11 protein-coding genes are annotated in these 16,032 nt (G+C 66.0%); 1 reads left to right on the top strand and 10 read right to left on the bottom strand.

Annotated features, from left to right (window positions below):
- Positions 1-239: 239 nt before the first annotated feature.
- The 10 genes from NF699_08230 to NF699_08185 all read right to left on the bottom strand — a co-directional run bounded on the left by NF699_08230 (position 240) and on the right by NF699_08185 (position 14,570).
- Entirely contained in the window at positions 240-1,244 is a 1,005-nt protein-coding gene (locus tag NF699_08230) for a DUF2891 domain-containing protein (protein USU06631.1), read from the bottom strand.
- Positions 1,241-2,140, bottom strand: coding sequence for a DUF979 domain-containing protein (locus tag NF699_08225; protein ID USU07033.1), 900 nt, complete (start codon positions 2,138-2,140; stop codon positions 1,241-1,243). Before NF699_08225 ends, NF699_08230 begins: the two co-directional genes overlap by 4 nt.
- Positions 2,137-2,790 (bottom strand): DUF969 domain-containing protein, encoded by a 654-nt coding sequence (locus tag NF699_08220; GenBank protein USU06630.1) that lies wholly within the window; start codon positions 2,788-2,790, stop codon positions 2,137-2,139. Before NF699_08220 ends, NF699_08225 begins: the two co-directional genes overlap by 4 nt.
- Positions 2,790-6,368: a hydantoinase B/oxoprolinase family protein gene (locus NF699_08215; protein USU06629.1), complete on the bottom strand. Its 3,579-nt coding sequence runs from the start codon at positions 6,366-6,368 to the stop codon at positions 2,790-2,792. The genes NF699_08220 and NF699_08215 overlap by 1 nt, the downstream gene beginning before the upstream one ends.
- Positions 6,369-7,199: 831 nt before the next feature.
- Entirely contained in the window at positions 7,200-9,113 is a 1,914-nt protein-coding gene (locus tag NF699_08210) for a hypothetical protein (protein ID USU06628.1), read from the bottom strand.
- Positions 9,106-9,933 carry a TniB family NTP-binding protein gene (locus NF699_08205; GenBank protein ID USU06627.1) on the bottom strand — a complete coding sequence of 276 codons (828 nt, stop codon included), beginning with the start codon at positions 9,931-9,933 and terminating at the stop codon, positions 9,106-9,108. Before NF699_08205 ends, NF699_08210 begins: the two co-directional genes overlap by 8 nt.
- Positions 9,934-10,100: 167 nt before the next feature.
- The gene (locus NF699_08200; GenBank protein USU06626.1) at positions 10,101-12,317 is read right to left on the bottom strand and encodes a transposase family protein; all 2,217 of its coding nucleotides are present in this window, start codon (positions 12,315-12,317) and stop codon (positions 10,101-10,103) included.
- A gap of 538 nt (positions 12,318-12,855) precedes the next feature.
- A complete protein-coding gene (locus tag NF699_08195; GenBank protein ID USU06625.1) occupies positions 12,856-13,608 on the bottom strand; it encodes a hypothetical protein in 753 nt (250 codons plus the stop codon).
- A 189-nt stretch (positions 13,609-13,797) separates the two neighbouring features.
- Positions 13,798-14,139, bottom strand: coding sequence for a hypothetical protein (locus NF699_08190; protein ID USU06624.1), 342 nt, complete (start codon positions 14,137-14,139; stop codon positions 13,798-13,800).
- A gap of 47 nt (positions 14,140-14,186) precedes the next feature.
- The gene (locus NF699_08185; GenBank protein ID USU06623.1) at positions 14,187-14,570 is read right to left on the bottom strand and encodes a hypothetical protein; all 384 of its coding nucleotides are present in this window, start codon (positions 14,568-14,570) and stop codon (positions 14,187-14,189) included.
- Positions 14,571-14,793: 223 nt separating this feature from the next.
- Here NF699_08185 and NF699_08180 point away from each other — a divergent pair, with 223 nt between their 5' ends.
- Positions 14,794-16,005, top strand: a complete 1,212-nt coding sequence (locus tag NF699_08180; GenBank protein USU06622.1) for a hypothetical protein — start codon at positions 14,794-14,796, stop codon at positions 16,003-16,005.
- Positions 16,006-16,032 lie beyond the last annotated feature (27 nt).

Below are 16,032 nucleotides of genomic sequence, written 5' to 3'. Positions count from 1 at the left end.
CCGGTCCGAGGCTGATGGTCGATGTTGGCGAACGGCTACGATCGGCGCACAGGCTGTGCGCCGTCGGATCGCTCCGGCTGAATATCCAGTTTGCCGTCCCTTACTCGGACGGCGACGCATCGGGTGGCGCGTGGCTGTCGCTTCGCAAGCGCCACGTTCTATACTGAGTGGTATATAAACCCGGTCGCTGCTGCGTCAACAGCTTTCTGTACCGGCAGGTACGTTTTAACCGATGCGGCTCAGCGGATCAATGCGAGCAGGGCGAAGGTCGGCAGCCAGTGAGCGCCCATATAGTCTTCGTCGAGGTGGGGCAGGCTTGTCTGGAGATGGTCGTTCGCAACGGCTTCGAGCGGAACCGTGCCGGAATGCGCATCCGCGATCGCGCGCCAGCACCATGCGCGGCTGAGATTAAGGCCGTCGAGGTGGGCGATCTTGCCATCGGTTCGGTCGGACACGTGCGCCGGGCGAAACAGCGTTTTTGGCTGGCCCGATGCGAGATCGGGGAGGAATGCCGCAAACCACGCGGCAAATTCGGCAGGCGGCAGGACGCGGCTCATCAGCAGCGCCTCCGTCAGGGCAGGGGAGAGGAAGTCATCGCCCGATGGCTCCCACGCCTGACAGCCCCGATCGTCGCCGAACCAGTCACGCGCCCGCGCATCGATCAGCGCCGCAAGGGGCGTGTCCCGCCCGGTCGCCCAGTCGCGGGCGAGCACCAGTGCGAAGGCCGTGTTGAAGTGAGTGCCGACCCGGATCGGGTAGGTGAGTTTCGGCAGATAGGCGGAGAAACGCGCGGCGAAGGCGGCGGCGAGCGGCGCCAGCGCCGCCGCCCATGGTGCGTCGTGCCGCTCGGCCTCGGCATGCAGCGCGAGCAGCCATGCCCAGCCATAGGGGCGTTCGAACCCGCCGCTCATCGGGCGGTCGAGATAGGCGAGTTCACCGGCGACCAGTGCGGGCGTCAGCATCGCATCGGCGCGTTCGACGATCGCCGCGGCCTCCGGCAGGTCGGGGAACAGGCGCCGCAGCGTCAGCAGCTGCCACCAGCCGTGGACGCAGCTGTGCCAGTCGAAGCTGCCGTGGAAGATCGGGTGCAGCGTTGCGGGCGGCACGGCATCCTGCGGGCCGGTAAGGACGAGGTCGAGCTTGTAGGGATATTGCAGGCCGATATGCGCCAGCGTGATCCGCGCGAAGCGGCTGGCCATCGCGGCGTCGAGGCCGATGGTCGGGCCGGTGTCCGGTGTCGTCATCGTATCACCCACCATAGCAGCAGAATATTGAACAGCAGGAGCGGCAGCGCGGTCGCGACCTGCGCACGGATCACGCCATAGCGGTCGCGCAGGTCGAGGAGCGCGGCGGGCACGATGTTGAAGTTCGCCGCCATCGGGGTGAGCAAGGTGCCGCAAAAGCCCGCGAGCATGCCGATCGCGGCGACCGGCGCGGGATCGCCGCCGAACCGGTGGACGAGCAAGGGGATGCCGACCGCCGCCGCCATCACCGGAAACGCCGCGAAGGCGTTGCCCATGATGATCGTGAACAACGCCATGCCCAGGCCGTAAGCGACCACGGCACCGAACACGCTGCCCCCCGGTATCGCCAGCCCGATCAGCCCGCCGACCACGTTGCCGACGCCCGCGACCGCGAAGACCGCGCCGAGGCTGGCGAGCAATTGCGGCATCAGCGCGGCCCAGCCGATTTCGTCCAGCAACCGCCGTCCCGCCCGCACGCCGGCGAGCGGTGGTGGCCGCAAGATGATGTGGCACAGGGCGAACGCGACGAGGACGGCGCAGACGAGCGCCACCATCGTCGCCTGTCTGGGATCGATCCATGTCGGCACCTGCTTGAACAGCAGGGTTCCCACGAGCGTCAATGCGGGGATGGCGAGCGCGAGGACGAGCAGCGGGCCATGCGGCGCACGATGTTCGACCGGCTCGCCCCGCCGCATACGCCCCGACGTGGCGGTCGCGATCAGCGCGAGGACGAGCACGCCGTTGCCGATATCGCCGATCCGGTCGCCGGCGAAGAACGAGGTGGCGAGCAGCGCATGAAACAGCGCGTTGGCCCAGCGCCGGTCGATCAGCCCCAGCAAGGCGCAGGCCGCGAAGAACGCGCCTGCGACCAGATAGACGAGGTTCAGACCGATCATCGGGCCTGCCGCGCCAGCCTGCGGTCGAGCAGCCACAGGCGCGCGCCATGAATCAGGAATGCGGCGATGGCGGCGGGGATCGCCCAGATCGAGAGGTGGAACGGTTCGACATGATAGCCATAGCCGTCGAGCACGCCCTTCATCAGCAGGATCGATCCAATGGCGATGAAGATATCCTCGCCGAAGAACAGGCCGATATTGTCGGTCGCGGCGGCGATCGCGCGGATCCGTTCCGGGTCGGCGCCGCCCTGACGGTCTGCCGCGGCCTCTGCCATCGGCGCGACCAATGGCCGTACGGTCTGCGCGTGGCCGGCGATGGCGGTGAGTCCGAGCGCGGCGGACAGCTGGCGGAACAGCAGGTAACCGGCGAGCAGCCGACCTGCGGTAAGGCCGCGCAGCCCGGCGACGAGGGCTCGTGCCCGCGCCTGCAAGCCGGCGCGTTCGAGCAGGCCGATCACCGGCAGCACCATGTAGATGGCGGTGACGTAGCGGGTTTCGTTGAAGGCGTGTCCGAACCGGGCCAGCACGGCCATCGGATCGAGCCCGGCGGCAAGGCCGGTGACAAGGGCAGCGGCGGCGATCACAAGCAGCGGATTGAAGCGCAGCAGGAAGCCGAGCGCGATCACGACGACACCCGAAAGGACCAGCATCAGCCCGCGCTCCCGTAACCGCCGCCGCCGGGCGTTTCGATGACGAAGACGTCGCCCGGCATCATGTCCGCCGAGGCGACGGCGGCCAGCGGTTCGATGCGGCCATCGGCGCGCTCGATCCGGTTCGCGCCGACCGCACCTTCGTCACCGCCCGCCATGCCGAAGGGAGGAATGCGGCGGTGATTCGACAGGATGTTTGCGCGCATCGGCTGACAGAAGCGCAGCCGCCTCGTCGCACCGTCGCCGCCGGGCCATGCGCCTGCGCCGCCGGAACCGCGGCGGATCGCGAAGGATTCTAGCACAACGGGGAAACGGGTTTCCAGCACCTCGGGATCGGTCAGGCGGCTGTTGGTCATGTGCGTCTGTACCGCGTGCGCGCCGGCGAACCCCGGTCCGGCACCGGCACCGCCGGCGATCGTTTCATAATATTGGCGCGTTTCGTCGCCGAAGGTGAAGTTGTTCATCGTGCCCTGGCTCGCCGCCATCGCTCCAAGCGCTCCCATCAGCGCATCCGTGACGACCTGGCTCGTCTCGACGTTGCCCGCGACTACGGCGGCGGGGAAGCGCGGATTGAGCATCGATCCCTCCGGCACGATCAAGGTGACCGGGCGCAGGAACCCGTCGTTGAGCGGGGTGTCGGTGGAGACCAGGGTACGCAGGACGTAGAGGACGGCCGCGCGCGTCACCGCCAGCGGCGCGTTGGTGTTGCCCGGACGCTGTTCGCTGGTGCCGGTGAAGTCGACCGTGATCGCACCCGCATCGCGATCGATCCGCACGGCGACGCGGACGAACGCGCCATCGTCGGTCGCGTAGGCGAAGCTGCCGTCGGCGAGGTCGCGGACGACACGGCGCGCGAGCATTTCGGCATGCGCCTGCACATGCTCCATGTACGCCGCGACCACCGCCAGCCCCTGTTCGGTGACGAGGCGGCCGAGGCCGGCCGCACCGCGCGCGCAGGCGGCAAGCTGGGCGGCGAGGTCGGCCATGTTCTGGTCGATGTTGCGCGCCGGGTGCGCGCCGCCGGCGAACAGCGCGCGCAACTCGGCATCGCGCAGCCGCCCTTCTGCGACGACCAGCACGTCGTCGAAGACGATGCCTTCTTCGTGGATGCTGCGGCTGTCGGCGGGCATCGATCCGGGGCTGGTGCCGCCGACGTCGGCGTGATGGCCGCGTGCCGCGACGAAAAAGGCGGGGGCGGTGTCCTGCCCGGCGAAGATCGGCTGGACGACGGTGATGTCGGGCAGGTGGGTGCCGCCGCGGTACGGATCGTTGACCGCATAGGCGTCACCCGGTCGCATGCCGCGTCCATCGGCGGCACGACTGGCGATGAGATGGCGGACGCAATCGCCCATCGAGCCGAGATGCACCGGGATGTGCGGCGCGTTGGCGACCAGATGACCGGCGGCGTCGAATATCGCGCAGGAGAAGTCGAGCCGCTCGCGGATGTTGACCGATGCCGCACTGCGCTGGAGCGCGGAGCCCATCTCCTCCGCCAATCCCATGAACAACCCCGCGAAGATCGCGAGCCGAACGGGGTCGACGGATGCATCGCCGGCGCCGCTTTGGGCGATGCCGCGCGGCGCGGTCCGGACGATGCGAAGCGTGCCGTCGACCAGGACCGATGCCGTCCAGCCGGATTCCACCGCGATGGTCGAGGTGTCGTCGACGATCAGTGCCGGCCCGTCGATACGGGCACCCGCACCCAGCGTGTCGCGGCGATGCAGCGGCGCGCGGTGCCGGTCACCCGCCATCGTCACATCGACGTGTTCGACCGGGCCGGTGCCGCCGCCTACGCCGATCGCAGCCGGTCGTGCGGTCGCCAGCACCGCCTCGACCTGCAGCCGCTCGACGACCAGTGCATCGTCGCCGTCGAAGCCGAAGCGGTCGCGATGTGCGGTCGCGAAGTCTGCGGCCATCGTGGTGGTATCGCCGACCGGAACGTCGATCCCCTGATCGGTGCGCGCGAAACGCAAGGTGGCGACCGCCTCGACGACCGCATCCTTGCCGAGCTGCGCTACCGCGTCGGCGGCCAGTTCGACGAGGACACTGCGCCAACCATCGTCCGACAGCGGCAGGCCGATCGTCCGCTGTCGCATCACCCGCCGGTCGGCGAGCGCGATCCCCCACGCCGAGAGCACGCCGGCAAGGGGATGGACGAGCACTTCGGTCATGCCGAGCGCATCGGCGACGAGGCAGGCATGCTGCCCGCCGGCGCCGCCGAAGCTCATCAACGCATAGGTGGACGGATCGTGGCCCCGTGCCACAGACACCGCCTTGATCGCGTTCGCCATGCTGGCGACGGCGATATCGACCAGGCCCTGCGCAGCCGCGTGCGGATCGGGACGCGCACCGGTCGCCGCCTCCACCGCGTCGAGCAGCGTATCGAGTTGCGCCTGCGCGGCAGCCCGATCGAGCGGTGCATCGCGATCCGGCCCGAACACCGCCGGAAAATGCGCGGGCACGATCTTGCCGAGGATCAGGTTGCAATCGGTGACGGTCAGCGGGCCGCCGCGTCGATAGGAGGCGGGGCCGGGATCGGCACCGGCGGACTCCGGCCCGACGAGGAAGCGGCCGCCATCGAAGCGGCAGATCGATCCGCCCCCCGCCGCGACCGTGTCGATCCGCAGCATCGGCGCCGACACGCGGATGCCGCCGATCACTGCTTCCTGCCGCCGTTCGAAGCTGCCCGCCCACAGCGACACGTCGGTCGAGGTGCCACCCATATCGAACCCGATGACGCGGGCGACCCCTGCCGCTCCTGCCGCAGCGGCCATGCCGACGATACCGCCGGCGGGGCCGGACAGCAGCGCGTCCTTGCCGCTGACGGCATGCGCTTCCGCCAGCCCACCGGACGATTGCATGAACAGCGGCGCGCCGCCGAGCGCGGTCGTCAGGCCATCGACATAGCGGCGCAGGATCGGCGACAGATAGGCATCCGCCGTGGTGGTATCGCCACGTGCGATCAGCCGGACGAGCGGTGACAGGCGGTGGCTGACCGACACCTGGGTGAAGCCGATGCGCGTGGCGATCGCCGCAAGCGCCTCCTCATGCGCGACATGCCGCCAGCCATGCATGAGGACGATGGCGATACTGCGCAGCCCATCGTCGAAGGCCGCGCGCAGTGCCGCCTCTGCCGTGTCCGGATCGAGCGGCGTGATCGTCTGCCCGTCGACGTGGATACGCTCGTCGATCTCGATCACGCGGTCCGGCAGCGGCGGCGGTTTGCGGATCGCGCGCGCAAAGATGTCGGGACGGTCCTGATAGCCGATCGTCAGCGCGTCGCCGAAGCCGCGCGTGATCGCCAGCACGGTCGGTTCGCCCCGGCGTTCGAGCAGCGCATTCGTCGCGACGGTGGTGCCGATCCGCACCTCGATGACCGGCAGCGCCCCATCACCGACACCGCTGAGCCGGCGCACCGCCTCGACCGCGGCATCGTCGTACCGGCCGGGATCGACCGACAGCAGCTTGGCGACCGCGATGCTCCCGTCCGCGCGCTCCGCCACGACGTCGGTGAACGTGCCCCCCCGGTCAATCGCGATACGGCGCAGGGGAGCGGGTACGTCGGCAGAAGGGTTCATATTGCACCTATCGCAGCGGTGTCGACGCTTGTCGATGTCGCGCGGTCGGGCGAACGCCATGCCGCATGGCGGTTAGCCCAAGTATCGATCATTAATCCCGCACGCTAACGGGCCAATATCTCTACAGGGGGCCACCCTGATACACGCTAAGCGGGGCACGCTTACAGACGCAAGGATGAAAGCGTAAAACGCTTAGAAACTAGAAGCCTCTCAAAAAGTAAAAAAAGGCCGACCTATTTCAGGTCGGCCTGTGTGCGGCGTAATGTATTTTGCTACTATCCGAGCATCAGCGTAGACCTTGCTAGCTCGAACGCTGGTCGCCCAGCGGGTATTTTCCGACTCCCATCACGAACGGGTTGGATTGCGGGAGACGATCCTTGGAACGTTTCCGCCCGTCAGCTCGGCGAAGAGACGGGAGCGGTCGGCGGGCACGAGGCCGCCCGTCGGCATTGTTACGGCGCCATTCCAGCCGCCGCCGGTCGATTATGAAGGCGTCCTCCAGCAGGGTTAGAGCTCGGCGTGCATCTCGAGGAGAGAAGACATGCCCCATACCCGCAAGGTATTTCAACGCTTCCGCCGTACACCAAGGCCTGCCAAGATAGATTACGCTGCCGCCCGTCGTGTATTTGGAGATTGCGCATGCCTTCACGACAGTTGCTATGCAATACCTCATGTTTAATTGACGGCCAAGATCTTCAAGTAGTATATGATGTAGTCCTCGAGCTAAACGTTCTATATGAGAAACCTGGTAGATCGTTCCGTGGAATTGTTGCCGGGCAGCGTAGACTTTGATGTTATCGAACATGCTAGATTTCCTCGTGATTTTATCTCTCAGCGTCCTGTGCCGAGGAGAGGTTCGACATCGCTCCGAAGCCACCCGGCTGCGCCGAGCCTTCGATGCCTTGATCGCGTCACGGCGCGCGGCAGGCGTCGCGTGCCCGGCCAGGTGCGTGCGCTGATCTCCGCTGCGGAGATCATGCGACTCGCAATGGCTTCCACGTCTGCGACAGGGATGCGGCCACGGCTTCGGTCAGGGCCGAGCTCCTGGTCGAGAGCTGCCTTCAAAGTGCCGGGGACCAAGTTCAGAGCCTCCTCCACGTCCCGCCTGCTCATGTCCCGCTCGAAGCGGAAATCAGGGTGATTGGCTCGTTCGAAAGAAAAAGATCTGAGCAGATCGACGCTTGCAGGCGCCACCACGATGCCGCGGAAGATCCGTCGAACGTCCACGTGCAGCCTGAATGGCAAGGCGCCGTTCAGGAGAGCTCCGGCTATCGCGCCCCAGGGCTTCTCCCCCCTGATGGACTTAACCGCGATGCGAAGAGGCACCTGTCCTTCGATGTCCTCGAGACTAGAAGCGGCGAGGAGCCCGGCGATCAGGTCATCCAGCGACTGCAGGGTGATTCTCGAAAGCCGATAGACGGAGGGGAGCGCGGCATGACCTTCTACCTCGAGCAGTCCCAAGACGACGAGCTGCTCAACGCCGTGATAGCTGATACCAAGGCGCTCCACGACCGCGTCGATGGGAGTGCTGCCGTCCTTCGCATCGCGTAGTCGCTCGATCTCGCCGATGTCGAAATCCTGGAACACTCGCCTTGTGCCCGACGAGGACCGTGCATCCAGTCCGCTCGACATGGCCGCCTTGGCGAATGTGGCCGTGTGCATCCCGGCGATCTCGACCGCTTCCGTCCGGGTCACCACGGCCGGGTTCAGCAACCTGAGGGCTTCGCGGTCGCGCCTCATCAGTTCGGGATAGGTACTTCTGAAGAGGTCCGCGAGCCCCGGCCAGGTCGCTTTCGATCCGGCCAGCGCCCTGCACGACCGCAGGCGGCGGGTCATCTGCTCGACAGTCACGGCACGCGCGTCGGCGGCAAGCAATTCCAGCAGGCGGTCGGGCCAGCCAGAGAGAAGACCTTCAGCCAGTTGAAGGGTCTGCGCTATCGTTTCAGCAGGCAGCTGCTTGCAGCGCGCGCGGGGTACCGCATCCTCGGCAAATGCCCTTGCCAGGCACCAGCCCAGTTCGAAGCATGCGCCGGCGGGGAGCGCGCGAAGTGTGGGATGAAGGTCCCATCGGTCGTCGTGCCGGTCCGCGGGTGCGGCAAGCGCCGCCATCCTGCGATACGACTTGGCGACGGATTCGGGCAGCTTCGGCGAGGGAAGCCTGCGCAGGTCGAGGCCACAATCAGGCTCGGCGCACCGGAAAATGGCATTGACGTCGACAGGGCGCCGTTCCGGCTCACCTGCAAGGGTTGCCCGGTACCAGTCCAGTGGATCACCACATCCGGGACACCGATCGACCAGCAGTTCGAGCGACGATGGGCAGTAGGGAAGCAGACCGTGCGTCCAGACCGCTCTATGGAAAGGCTGACGCAGCAAGGTCTCGCCCGACAGGCGCCGCCGTCGCGTGACGATGTCGAACGATGACGCCTTGCCGCCGAGGAAGGACACCGTCGTCAGCGCCTTCGTGGAGTGGACGGTCGTGAAGGCCAGCCCCTTCAGCATGGCGTGATCGATGCCCAGCACCTCGGCCAGTCGATCGAGCGAATCGAGGCGGCTAAGGGCCAGGTCGAACGATCTCGCGTGAGGATAGCCGGCGGCCGCGAGGATGGCGCCGACGTTCATGTGAATGTTGTCGGATGCCGCCTTGAGCACGAGCCCCATCAGGTACTCCAGCGGATCGGCCGCGGGTGGGAACAGCACGCGTCCCGAGCCGCGCTCGGGCCTCGTCCATCGAGCGTGGTCAGTCATCGATCGTCCCCTGGCTGAAAGGATTGTAGGAGACGATCTTTTGCTGGATCGCCCATCGATCGGTCGCAAGCCACAGGTCGTGCGGCTCGATGCGCGGTGCGGAGCGGCGCACTGCGATCGCGATGGCCTGCCTGACGAGATTGACGACGCGTCCAAGGTATCCGCTGGATACCACGAACAGGCATCGCAGCGTCGTCTCGTCCGCCAGGTCGGACGGTTTCTGCATGATCCCGCGAGCGACCAGCTCCGCGTCGAGCTTAGATACGAAGGTGCGGAATGTCATGCGGTCCTCCGGCACCTCGATCCGCAAGGCGTTGATGTCGCCCGGAGCGATCATCCGGTTTGCGAGCTGTATGTTGCGATTCATGAGGGGCAGGGCACTCTCGTCTCCGCCGAAAACCAACGACACGACTCCATCGTCGAGCATCCGCTTCAGCGTATCCGTGGGATCTGACCGCTCCGATGAGCGGAAGCCGAGATGCTGTACCTCGTCGACGAAGACGAGTTCCGTCCTGAAGACCTCGACGCAGCGGTACAGGCGCTTGCGCAGCGTGCTCTCGACGCTGGAGTCTGAGTACTCGTCGCCGTAGCAGTCGAGCATGGAGGTCACGAGCCGCTTGGTCGTGCAGGCCCGATCGAGCTTGACGCGGAAGATCGGCAGATGGCCTGACGGTGGTTCCGAGCGCCTGCGGTCGATCTCGATGTACTGATCGAACCCCGTCGACTTGCCGGAAGAGCTCGCTCCGATCACGCGCATCGCGGACTTGGGTCCCGAGCAAAGCCTGTCGACGGCGCGAATGTAGTCGAACGCCGCGAACATGGCGCGATGAGCGGGATGCTGAAGATAGATCGCCTTGGAGGACGCGACGGCCTCCGCCGCTGCGATCGATCGTTCCCGACTGTTGTTCTCGACCGGCAGGCCGGTCGAGGGGCGCAGCTGCTCTGCGGAGAACGTCGGATGGACGATGGCGCGCCGTCGCCGCGCGCTCACGAATAGTCCTCCTCGAAGCGTTCGTCCTCGTCGTCGGGAGACAGGAAGAGCCCTGTAATGGGATCGACTGCAGGAATGTCCGGATCCTCGCGGGGATCGGAATCGTGGCTGCCGCCGTCCGCGACCTTGCCAGTCGAAGGACGGTCCTGCACCACGTCGTAATCCAGCCGCTCCGGCCCGGCCGGATCGTGCTCGATGATCTCTCCGAGGCCGTCATGCGACGCGTTCGCATGGACGATTTCGACGTCGTCATCGATCCCGCGTTCCTCCACGGGATCCGTGAAGCGGGCGATCGCTCGACGTTCCCGTGCGGGCAGGGAGGGAATCATCTCCTCGATGAACGTGTTGAGATTGTCCAGTACGGCCAGTCGCTCCTCCTCGGTGTTGAAGGCCAGGTTGTGCTTCTTGGCCCAGACAATCGCCTGTTCGTGCTGATCCAGGCTGAGGCCCCAGGAATACTGGCAGTCCGTTGCCCGCAGCTCGACGTAGGTCCGCGTCTCGAGGTCCTCGACGAAGATGTGTCCAACGTTGTTCGGGTCGGTCTTGATCTTCATCGTGCAGGCGGCGTTCGGCTTGATCCTGTCGCCCATGGCGCTGTTCGGAACGTTCGCGCGAAGCAGACGCTCGACGTCGCCGACCCGGTAGGTCCTGCTCTTCCAACGCACGCCGTTGATCGTGAGCCGCCGGCCCGGCACCGTGATGAGCAGCATCCTATTCAGCGCATCCTGGTCGAGGATGGCGCGCGGGCGGGTCTCGATAGACCGCAGCCAGGCGGCCGCGGGCTGCTCGTTCAGCGTGGAATGAAGCGACACGTGATAGACGTTCAGAAACTCGGAGATGAGCTGTTCGAGTTCCTCTCTTAGGAGGACCGCCTTTATTGAGGGATCATAGTCAAGTTCGCGGAGCGTCTTCGGTTCGAGAGTATGCCCGGGCAATTTTTGCAGGAGCCACGTGTTCAAACTCCTGAAAAATCGCTCGATGATCGCCTTCCACTTCGGCTCGCCGATCGGAGCGTAGCGGATGGTGATGCCCGCTTCGGCGGCGGCCTCCTGGAAACTCGGAGATATGTAGTTCGAGCCGTTGTCGCTTCCGATCGCCACCGGCTTTCCGGCCATCGTCGTCAGGACGGGATACCTGCGCTTCCAGTCGGCGGAGACACCGGTCTTTTCGAGGCCCACCCGCTTCAGACATTCCGCCGCGGTATGCGTCGTCGGCGGCTTGAAGCTGAGGACGAATCCGAGCACGCATCTTGTCGCGACATCGATCGCCACGCAAATATATGGGCGCCCCGCCGGATACCGGCGGCCATTTACGGTCGCGATGCAGGCGACCGCGTCGAGAACGGTGTCGTCCATCAGCACCAGCTCGAGCGCATGCTTGGCCCGCTGCCCCTCGCGGGAGGGACGCCAGTAGCGCTTCGCCGCGACCTTTCCATACTTTCGCTCGAAGTTCTCGGGACTTTCCGACGCTCTTACCGCACGTCGATACGCTTCGCGCGACGGCTGCTTCAGCGGAGGCAGTCCCTGCGAGCGCCTCTCGGCGTTGATCTTTACGAGGTCCCGGCTGCCGGCGGCTTCGATGTCCTTGATCTGACGGCCGCGCAGATCCCAGTACCAGTCCTTCCACCGATCGATGATCTCGATCACGAGGGGATCGAGCCGTCTCGCGCGCGGTACCCTTCCGCTGTTCGAGACGAGCTGGGAAAGCACCGGGAGGTTCGGGTCGGTCCAGCTCATCCACTCGCGTACGGTCGACGTCGCGGGGCACTTGCCGAAGGACAGGAGCCGCTCGGTCCAGATCCTGTCCACCGCCTCGGCGAGCCTCGGATCGCTGCGGTCCATGCCCATTGCGGCGAGGTCGAGAAGCAGCGTCTGCCGTGCCTCTGCCTGCCGATCGTACTTGAGCAGCTCGTCGCGATCCATCTCGGAAACGGGCGCGCGCTCCGGATCCGGTCTGCTTCCGTCGGCGAGCACCAGCACGCGGAACGCGCCTTTTGCGAGCGCGTCCTGCAGCCAGTGAACGGTGGCGATCTGCCGCGTGCCGGTCGAGGCGTCGAGCGGCCGGTAGAGCTCGCCCGTCTCGTAGTCCTGAACGTTGAGGTCGCCGTCGCCGAGCTCTCCGCGGAAGACGAGCTTCTTGCCGTCGACGGAGACGATGGCGCCGGGGGTGAGGCCGACGATGTTGAGCGGGGGCTGCTGTCTATGAATGTCCATTCGATGTGCTCCGGGCGCGAGGAATGGATCCGCGGTACGGCGTCGCGCGGCGCCGGACGGCAATTGTCGTCCGAGACGACCTGGTTCGTGTGGTCAGTGAGCCTTCAAAGAGGGCTCGATGTCAGAGGGTCTTCGAGCCCGTCGGCCAACGTAGTGACAGTCGCTCACGCGGCGGACGGGGGGGCTCCCGGTGATACCCGTCGAGGCATTTCGCCAGAGCCTGACGACACTGGTCCGGCGAGGCTATGTCGCTCCCGTCATCGGCCGCGGGGGGCGTATGGAGCCGGTCCGCTCCGCCGCCCGTAGCGACCAGCGGACTGCTCGGCGATGCCATCCGGCGAAGCTGACGCTCGATCGGTGCTTTGGGGTGTCCCGGCGAGCGTCGGCAAGCGTCGGCGAGAAGAAAGGCGGGATCGATGAAGTCCATGTGGTCGTGCTCCAGACGCGAGGCGTGAGTCCGCGGTCGGCGTCGCTCGGCGCCGTGCGGCAAAATGTGGAATGAGGAAGAAGGGAGGGCGCCGGAGTACGGCGCGTGGGTTCAAAGCCGAATGCGGGGGAATGCGAACGGCATCCGGGGGGGCTTCCTGACGACGCTCCGACTACCGAGTGGAACGCGCAGGTCGATGTCGGCCAGACGGCGCACCATCAGCGCGCAGATCAGCGCTTGGCCCCGAGAGGCGGTCTCCCCAATTTCGTCGGCGAGATCCGCCACGGTCATCGATCCATGGCGCGCAAGCGATGCGACAGCCGCCTGCTCCTGTCGGATGGGAACGTGTGCGAAGCGATGGGCCGTCACCTCGTCCAGGTTCTCGCGGTAGGCGAGCGTCCCGACCGAGTCCGCCGTGACCTGCCGATAGTCCCAGCCGAGCCGCTCCGCGCCCTTCATCGTCAGCGCCTTCTGGCGAAGCGCGGCCGTCTTATCGAACTGCCGCCAGTCGCGTTTCGCCTCGCCCAGGACGGGCACGCAGCCGATCTCGACGGCCGCGAAGTCGGGTAGCGCCATGGTCGGCGTGCCGCGAACCTCGCCCTCGATGCGGCAGGGCTGAGGGTTGAAGTCCAGAACTCCGGCCTCCGCCTCGAAACGCTTCGCGATCACGAGCTCGAGGGCCGTCTCGCCCGTCAGCGCCCTACGCCAGCGCTTGGACGGAAAGCTCCAGGTCTCGTGGGTCCTGGTACCGCTGAGCGCCTGCCGGAGCTGATTGCCTCGTGCGTCGAACACGATGCGTCGCACCTCGGTATGCCTGAAGATGTCGGTGAACTCGTCGTCCACCTGGTCGAGCACGGTTGCCATCCTATTATCCTAGCTGGAGGCCGGCCGGACTCCCGGGGCCGGTCCTCGACGATGAAGCCGAGCGCATCCACGCGGCTGCGGCAGGTCCGCCGGTTCCGGACGGGTCGATGAATCGCGGATGTGCGGATCCGGTCGCGGGTTCACGTCACGCCGCGGACATGGCGGGATCCTGCGCCCGCGGGGCTTCGGTCAGGCGGCTTCCGCCTGCCCGCCGTCGTCCCAGACCGGCGAGCGGTCCACGTCTTCCTTCAGCAGGAAGCCGAGATCCTCGTCGAGCCAGGCAACGACCTGTTCGGCGTCCTCCTGCGAAAGATAGCCGGCCTCGTGGAAGAGCTTCGCGCAGGCGTCGCCGTTCCAGCGCGCGTCGCAGGGAACCGAGCACATCATCTCGTGGAAGTTGTCGAACTCGAAGCCGGCCACGACGCCCCTTTCGACAACGTGCTGCGTGAAGTCGCCGTCGATCTCCTCGCGAATGATCCGCTTCGTTCTCGAGACGATGCGCTTGAAGAGGCGATGGGTGAGGGTGATCATTGAAAATTCCTTTCTGAAGATGAAGGAAGCCCGTCCGTGGAGCGGCGTCAGGCAGCCATCGGCCTGAGCATCGCGGGGACATGGCCATTCGACGGCGGCGCACCGGGACGCCACGGGAACTGGAATCCGTCTTCGCAGAGCACCGCGTAGATGAATTCAACCGGGAGCTCCCACCTCCTGAGGTCGACCCGGTCCCCCGACCGATCGACCGAGATCGCGATGTACGTTCCGTCGGGGCGCTGCGCAGTCGCCATCAGCCATTGGCCAAACAGCAGGAACGGCTCGTGGGTGCCGATGCGATGCATAGTGTAGAGGAGCTCGCTATCGTCGACGAGGAGGCCGCACTCGCGAATGATGGAAGCCATCGCTGCTTCGTACTGGCCGGTGTTCGACGACGAGAGTGCGTCCGGATATTCGACGTTCGCATCCATGCTTCAGTCCCCTTTCTGCTCCTGACCTGAGGTCAGGATGATGATGAATCCACCGTCACCCTTAGGATGATTAGACCGTGGACTGAGCCCAAGATAAGTATGATCATCAGGCCGTCAACACAGGACCATAAAATAATGGACTCACGTCCTGTGCGACGCCATGTTGGAAAGCCGTCGAGGCCGTTCTTGCGCTCTCCTGGCTGGCGAATGTATTCCGGGGCTCATGGCCCTGGATGCGCATACGTTGGACGAGGAGAATGCCGCCGGTCAGGGGCTCGATCGCCTGGATGCGGACCTTCCCGGCGGGCATGAGCAGCTGTTCGAGCGGCTGGGCTTCATCGCCTCCGGCGAACAACGGCGCTTTCTTCGGGTCCTAACCGCGGAGCAGAACCAGCTGCTACTGCGCCGTCTCCGGGCACTTGTGGCCTTCAAGGAGGGACTTGCACCATCCGGCGCCGCCGCGATGTCGGGGATGGGACGTTCGAACTTCTTCCGACTGAAGAAGAGCTGGTCCGAGAAGCCGGATCTTCGGGAACTGGCCGGCGTCGCCGGCCGTCGGGTGCGCGGTCCGGGTTTCGGGCCGGCGCAGAAGCGGGCCCGTAGGCTGGCGACGAAGCTCGCTGCCGACCGCGACATCGCGGACATGACGGTCGGAGCCATCGTCGAGCACGTCCGGTCCAAGATGAAGGAGCGCATATCGGTCGCGTCGCTGGAGAATATCGCTCGTGAGATCCGTCAGGACGTTCGGAACGAGCCTCGGAGGCTGATCGATAACTACGGCCGGCGCATCCTCATCGACATAAGCGCCGTCTCGCTGGTCGCGCGTCGCGAGGAAGGATCCGAGCCCCAGCTGCTCGGGCTGGCCCTCGTCATCGAGGAGTGGAGTGGTTTGATCCTTGCGGCGGAACCCACCTTCCTGAACGAGAGCGTCGAGGCTCAGCTCAGCTCCGTTCAGCAGGCGATCCGCCTGATCTCCGCGGAGAAGCTCGAGCCCGTCGCGGCCGAGGCGACCGACGTCAGGGCCGTCATCGGACTTGCCTCGTCCCGGAGCGACGAGGCGCTCGCATATCTTCTCGTCTCGAATCTGGGACCTAACCGCGCAGTCCGCCACGGTGCCCGGCGCTTCGCACGCCTGACGATGGAGACGATCGGCCCGTCGCTTGGGCGCGTGAAGATCATACCTCAGTCGACGTCGACGGGAAAGGCCACGGCCGCCGCCGTTCGAACCCTCGGCCGCAGCGTGACCGACTTGGCCACCGCCAGCGATCTGGTCCAGCTGTCAGTGGATGAGCACAACCGACCGGTGCTGAAACGCCTCAGAGACGCCGGAGCGGTCAGCAAGAGACTACCGGGACACCGATCCCCGATGAAGGCGGCTCTCCAGGCGGCGATCACCGTCCCCCGGCCCGGAAAGGGCGAGAAGATCATCGCCTGACGCACCTGCCTCGCGACTGGAGGCAAG

It is taken from the genome of Sphingomonadaceae bacterium OTU29LAMAA1, from assembly GCA_024072375.1.
Lineage (GTDB): Bacteria > Pseudomonadota > Alphaproteobacteria > Sphingomonadales > Sphingomonadaceae > Sphingomonas.
Note: the sequence above shows the minus strand (reverse complement) of the source record. Positions and strands in the feature narration are given on the sequence as shown.

Bases quoted from the DNA above. Each gene is read 5' to 3' on its own strand.
- NF699_08215 (USU06629.1), bottom strand. From the start codon at position 6,368: ATGAACCCTTCTGCCGACGTACCCGCTCCCCTGCGCCGTATCGCGATT.
- NF699_08220 (USU06630.1), bottom strand. From the start codon at position 2,790: ATGCTGGTCCTTTCGGGTGTCGTCGTGATCGCGCTCGGCTTCCTGCTG.
- NF699_08200 (USU06626.1), bottom strand. From the start codon at position 12,317: ATGGACATTCATAGACAGCAGCCCCCGCTCAACATCGTCGGCCTCACC.
- NF699_08180 (USU06622.1), top strand. From the start codon at position 14,794: ATGGCCCTGGATGCGCATACGTTGGACGAGGAGAATGCCGCCGGTCAG.
- NF699_08225 (USU07033.1), bottom strand. From the start codon at position 2,140: ATGATCGGTCTGAACCTCGTCTATCTGGTCGCAGGCGCGTTCTTCGCG.
- NF699_08195 (USU06625.1), bottom strand. From the start codon at position 13,608: ATGGCAACCGTGCTCGACCAGGTGGACGACGAGTTCACCGACATCTTC.
- NF699_08205 (USU06627.1), bottom strand. From the start codon at position 9,933: ATGTTCGCGGCGTTCGACTACATTCGCGCCGTCGACAGGCTTTGCTCG.
- NF699_08230 (USU06631.1), bottom strand. From the start codon at position 1,244: ATGACGACACCGGACACCGGCCCGACCATCGGCCTCGACGCCGCGATG.
- NF699_08190 (USU06624.1), bottom strand. From the start codon at position 14,139: ATGATCACCCTCACCCATCGCCTCTTCAAGCGCATCGTCTCGAGAACG.
- NF699_08210 (USU06628.1), bottom strand. From the start codon at position 9,113: ATGACTGACCACGCTCGATGGACGAGGCCCGAGCGCGGCTCGGGACGC.
- NF699_08185 (USU06623.1), bottom strand. From the start codon at position 14,570: ATGGATGCGAACGTCGAATATCCGGACGCACTCTCGTCGTCGAACACC.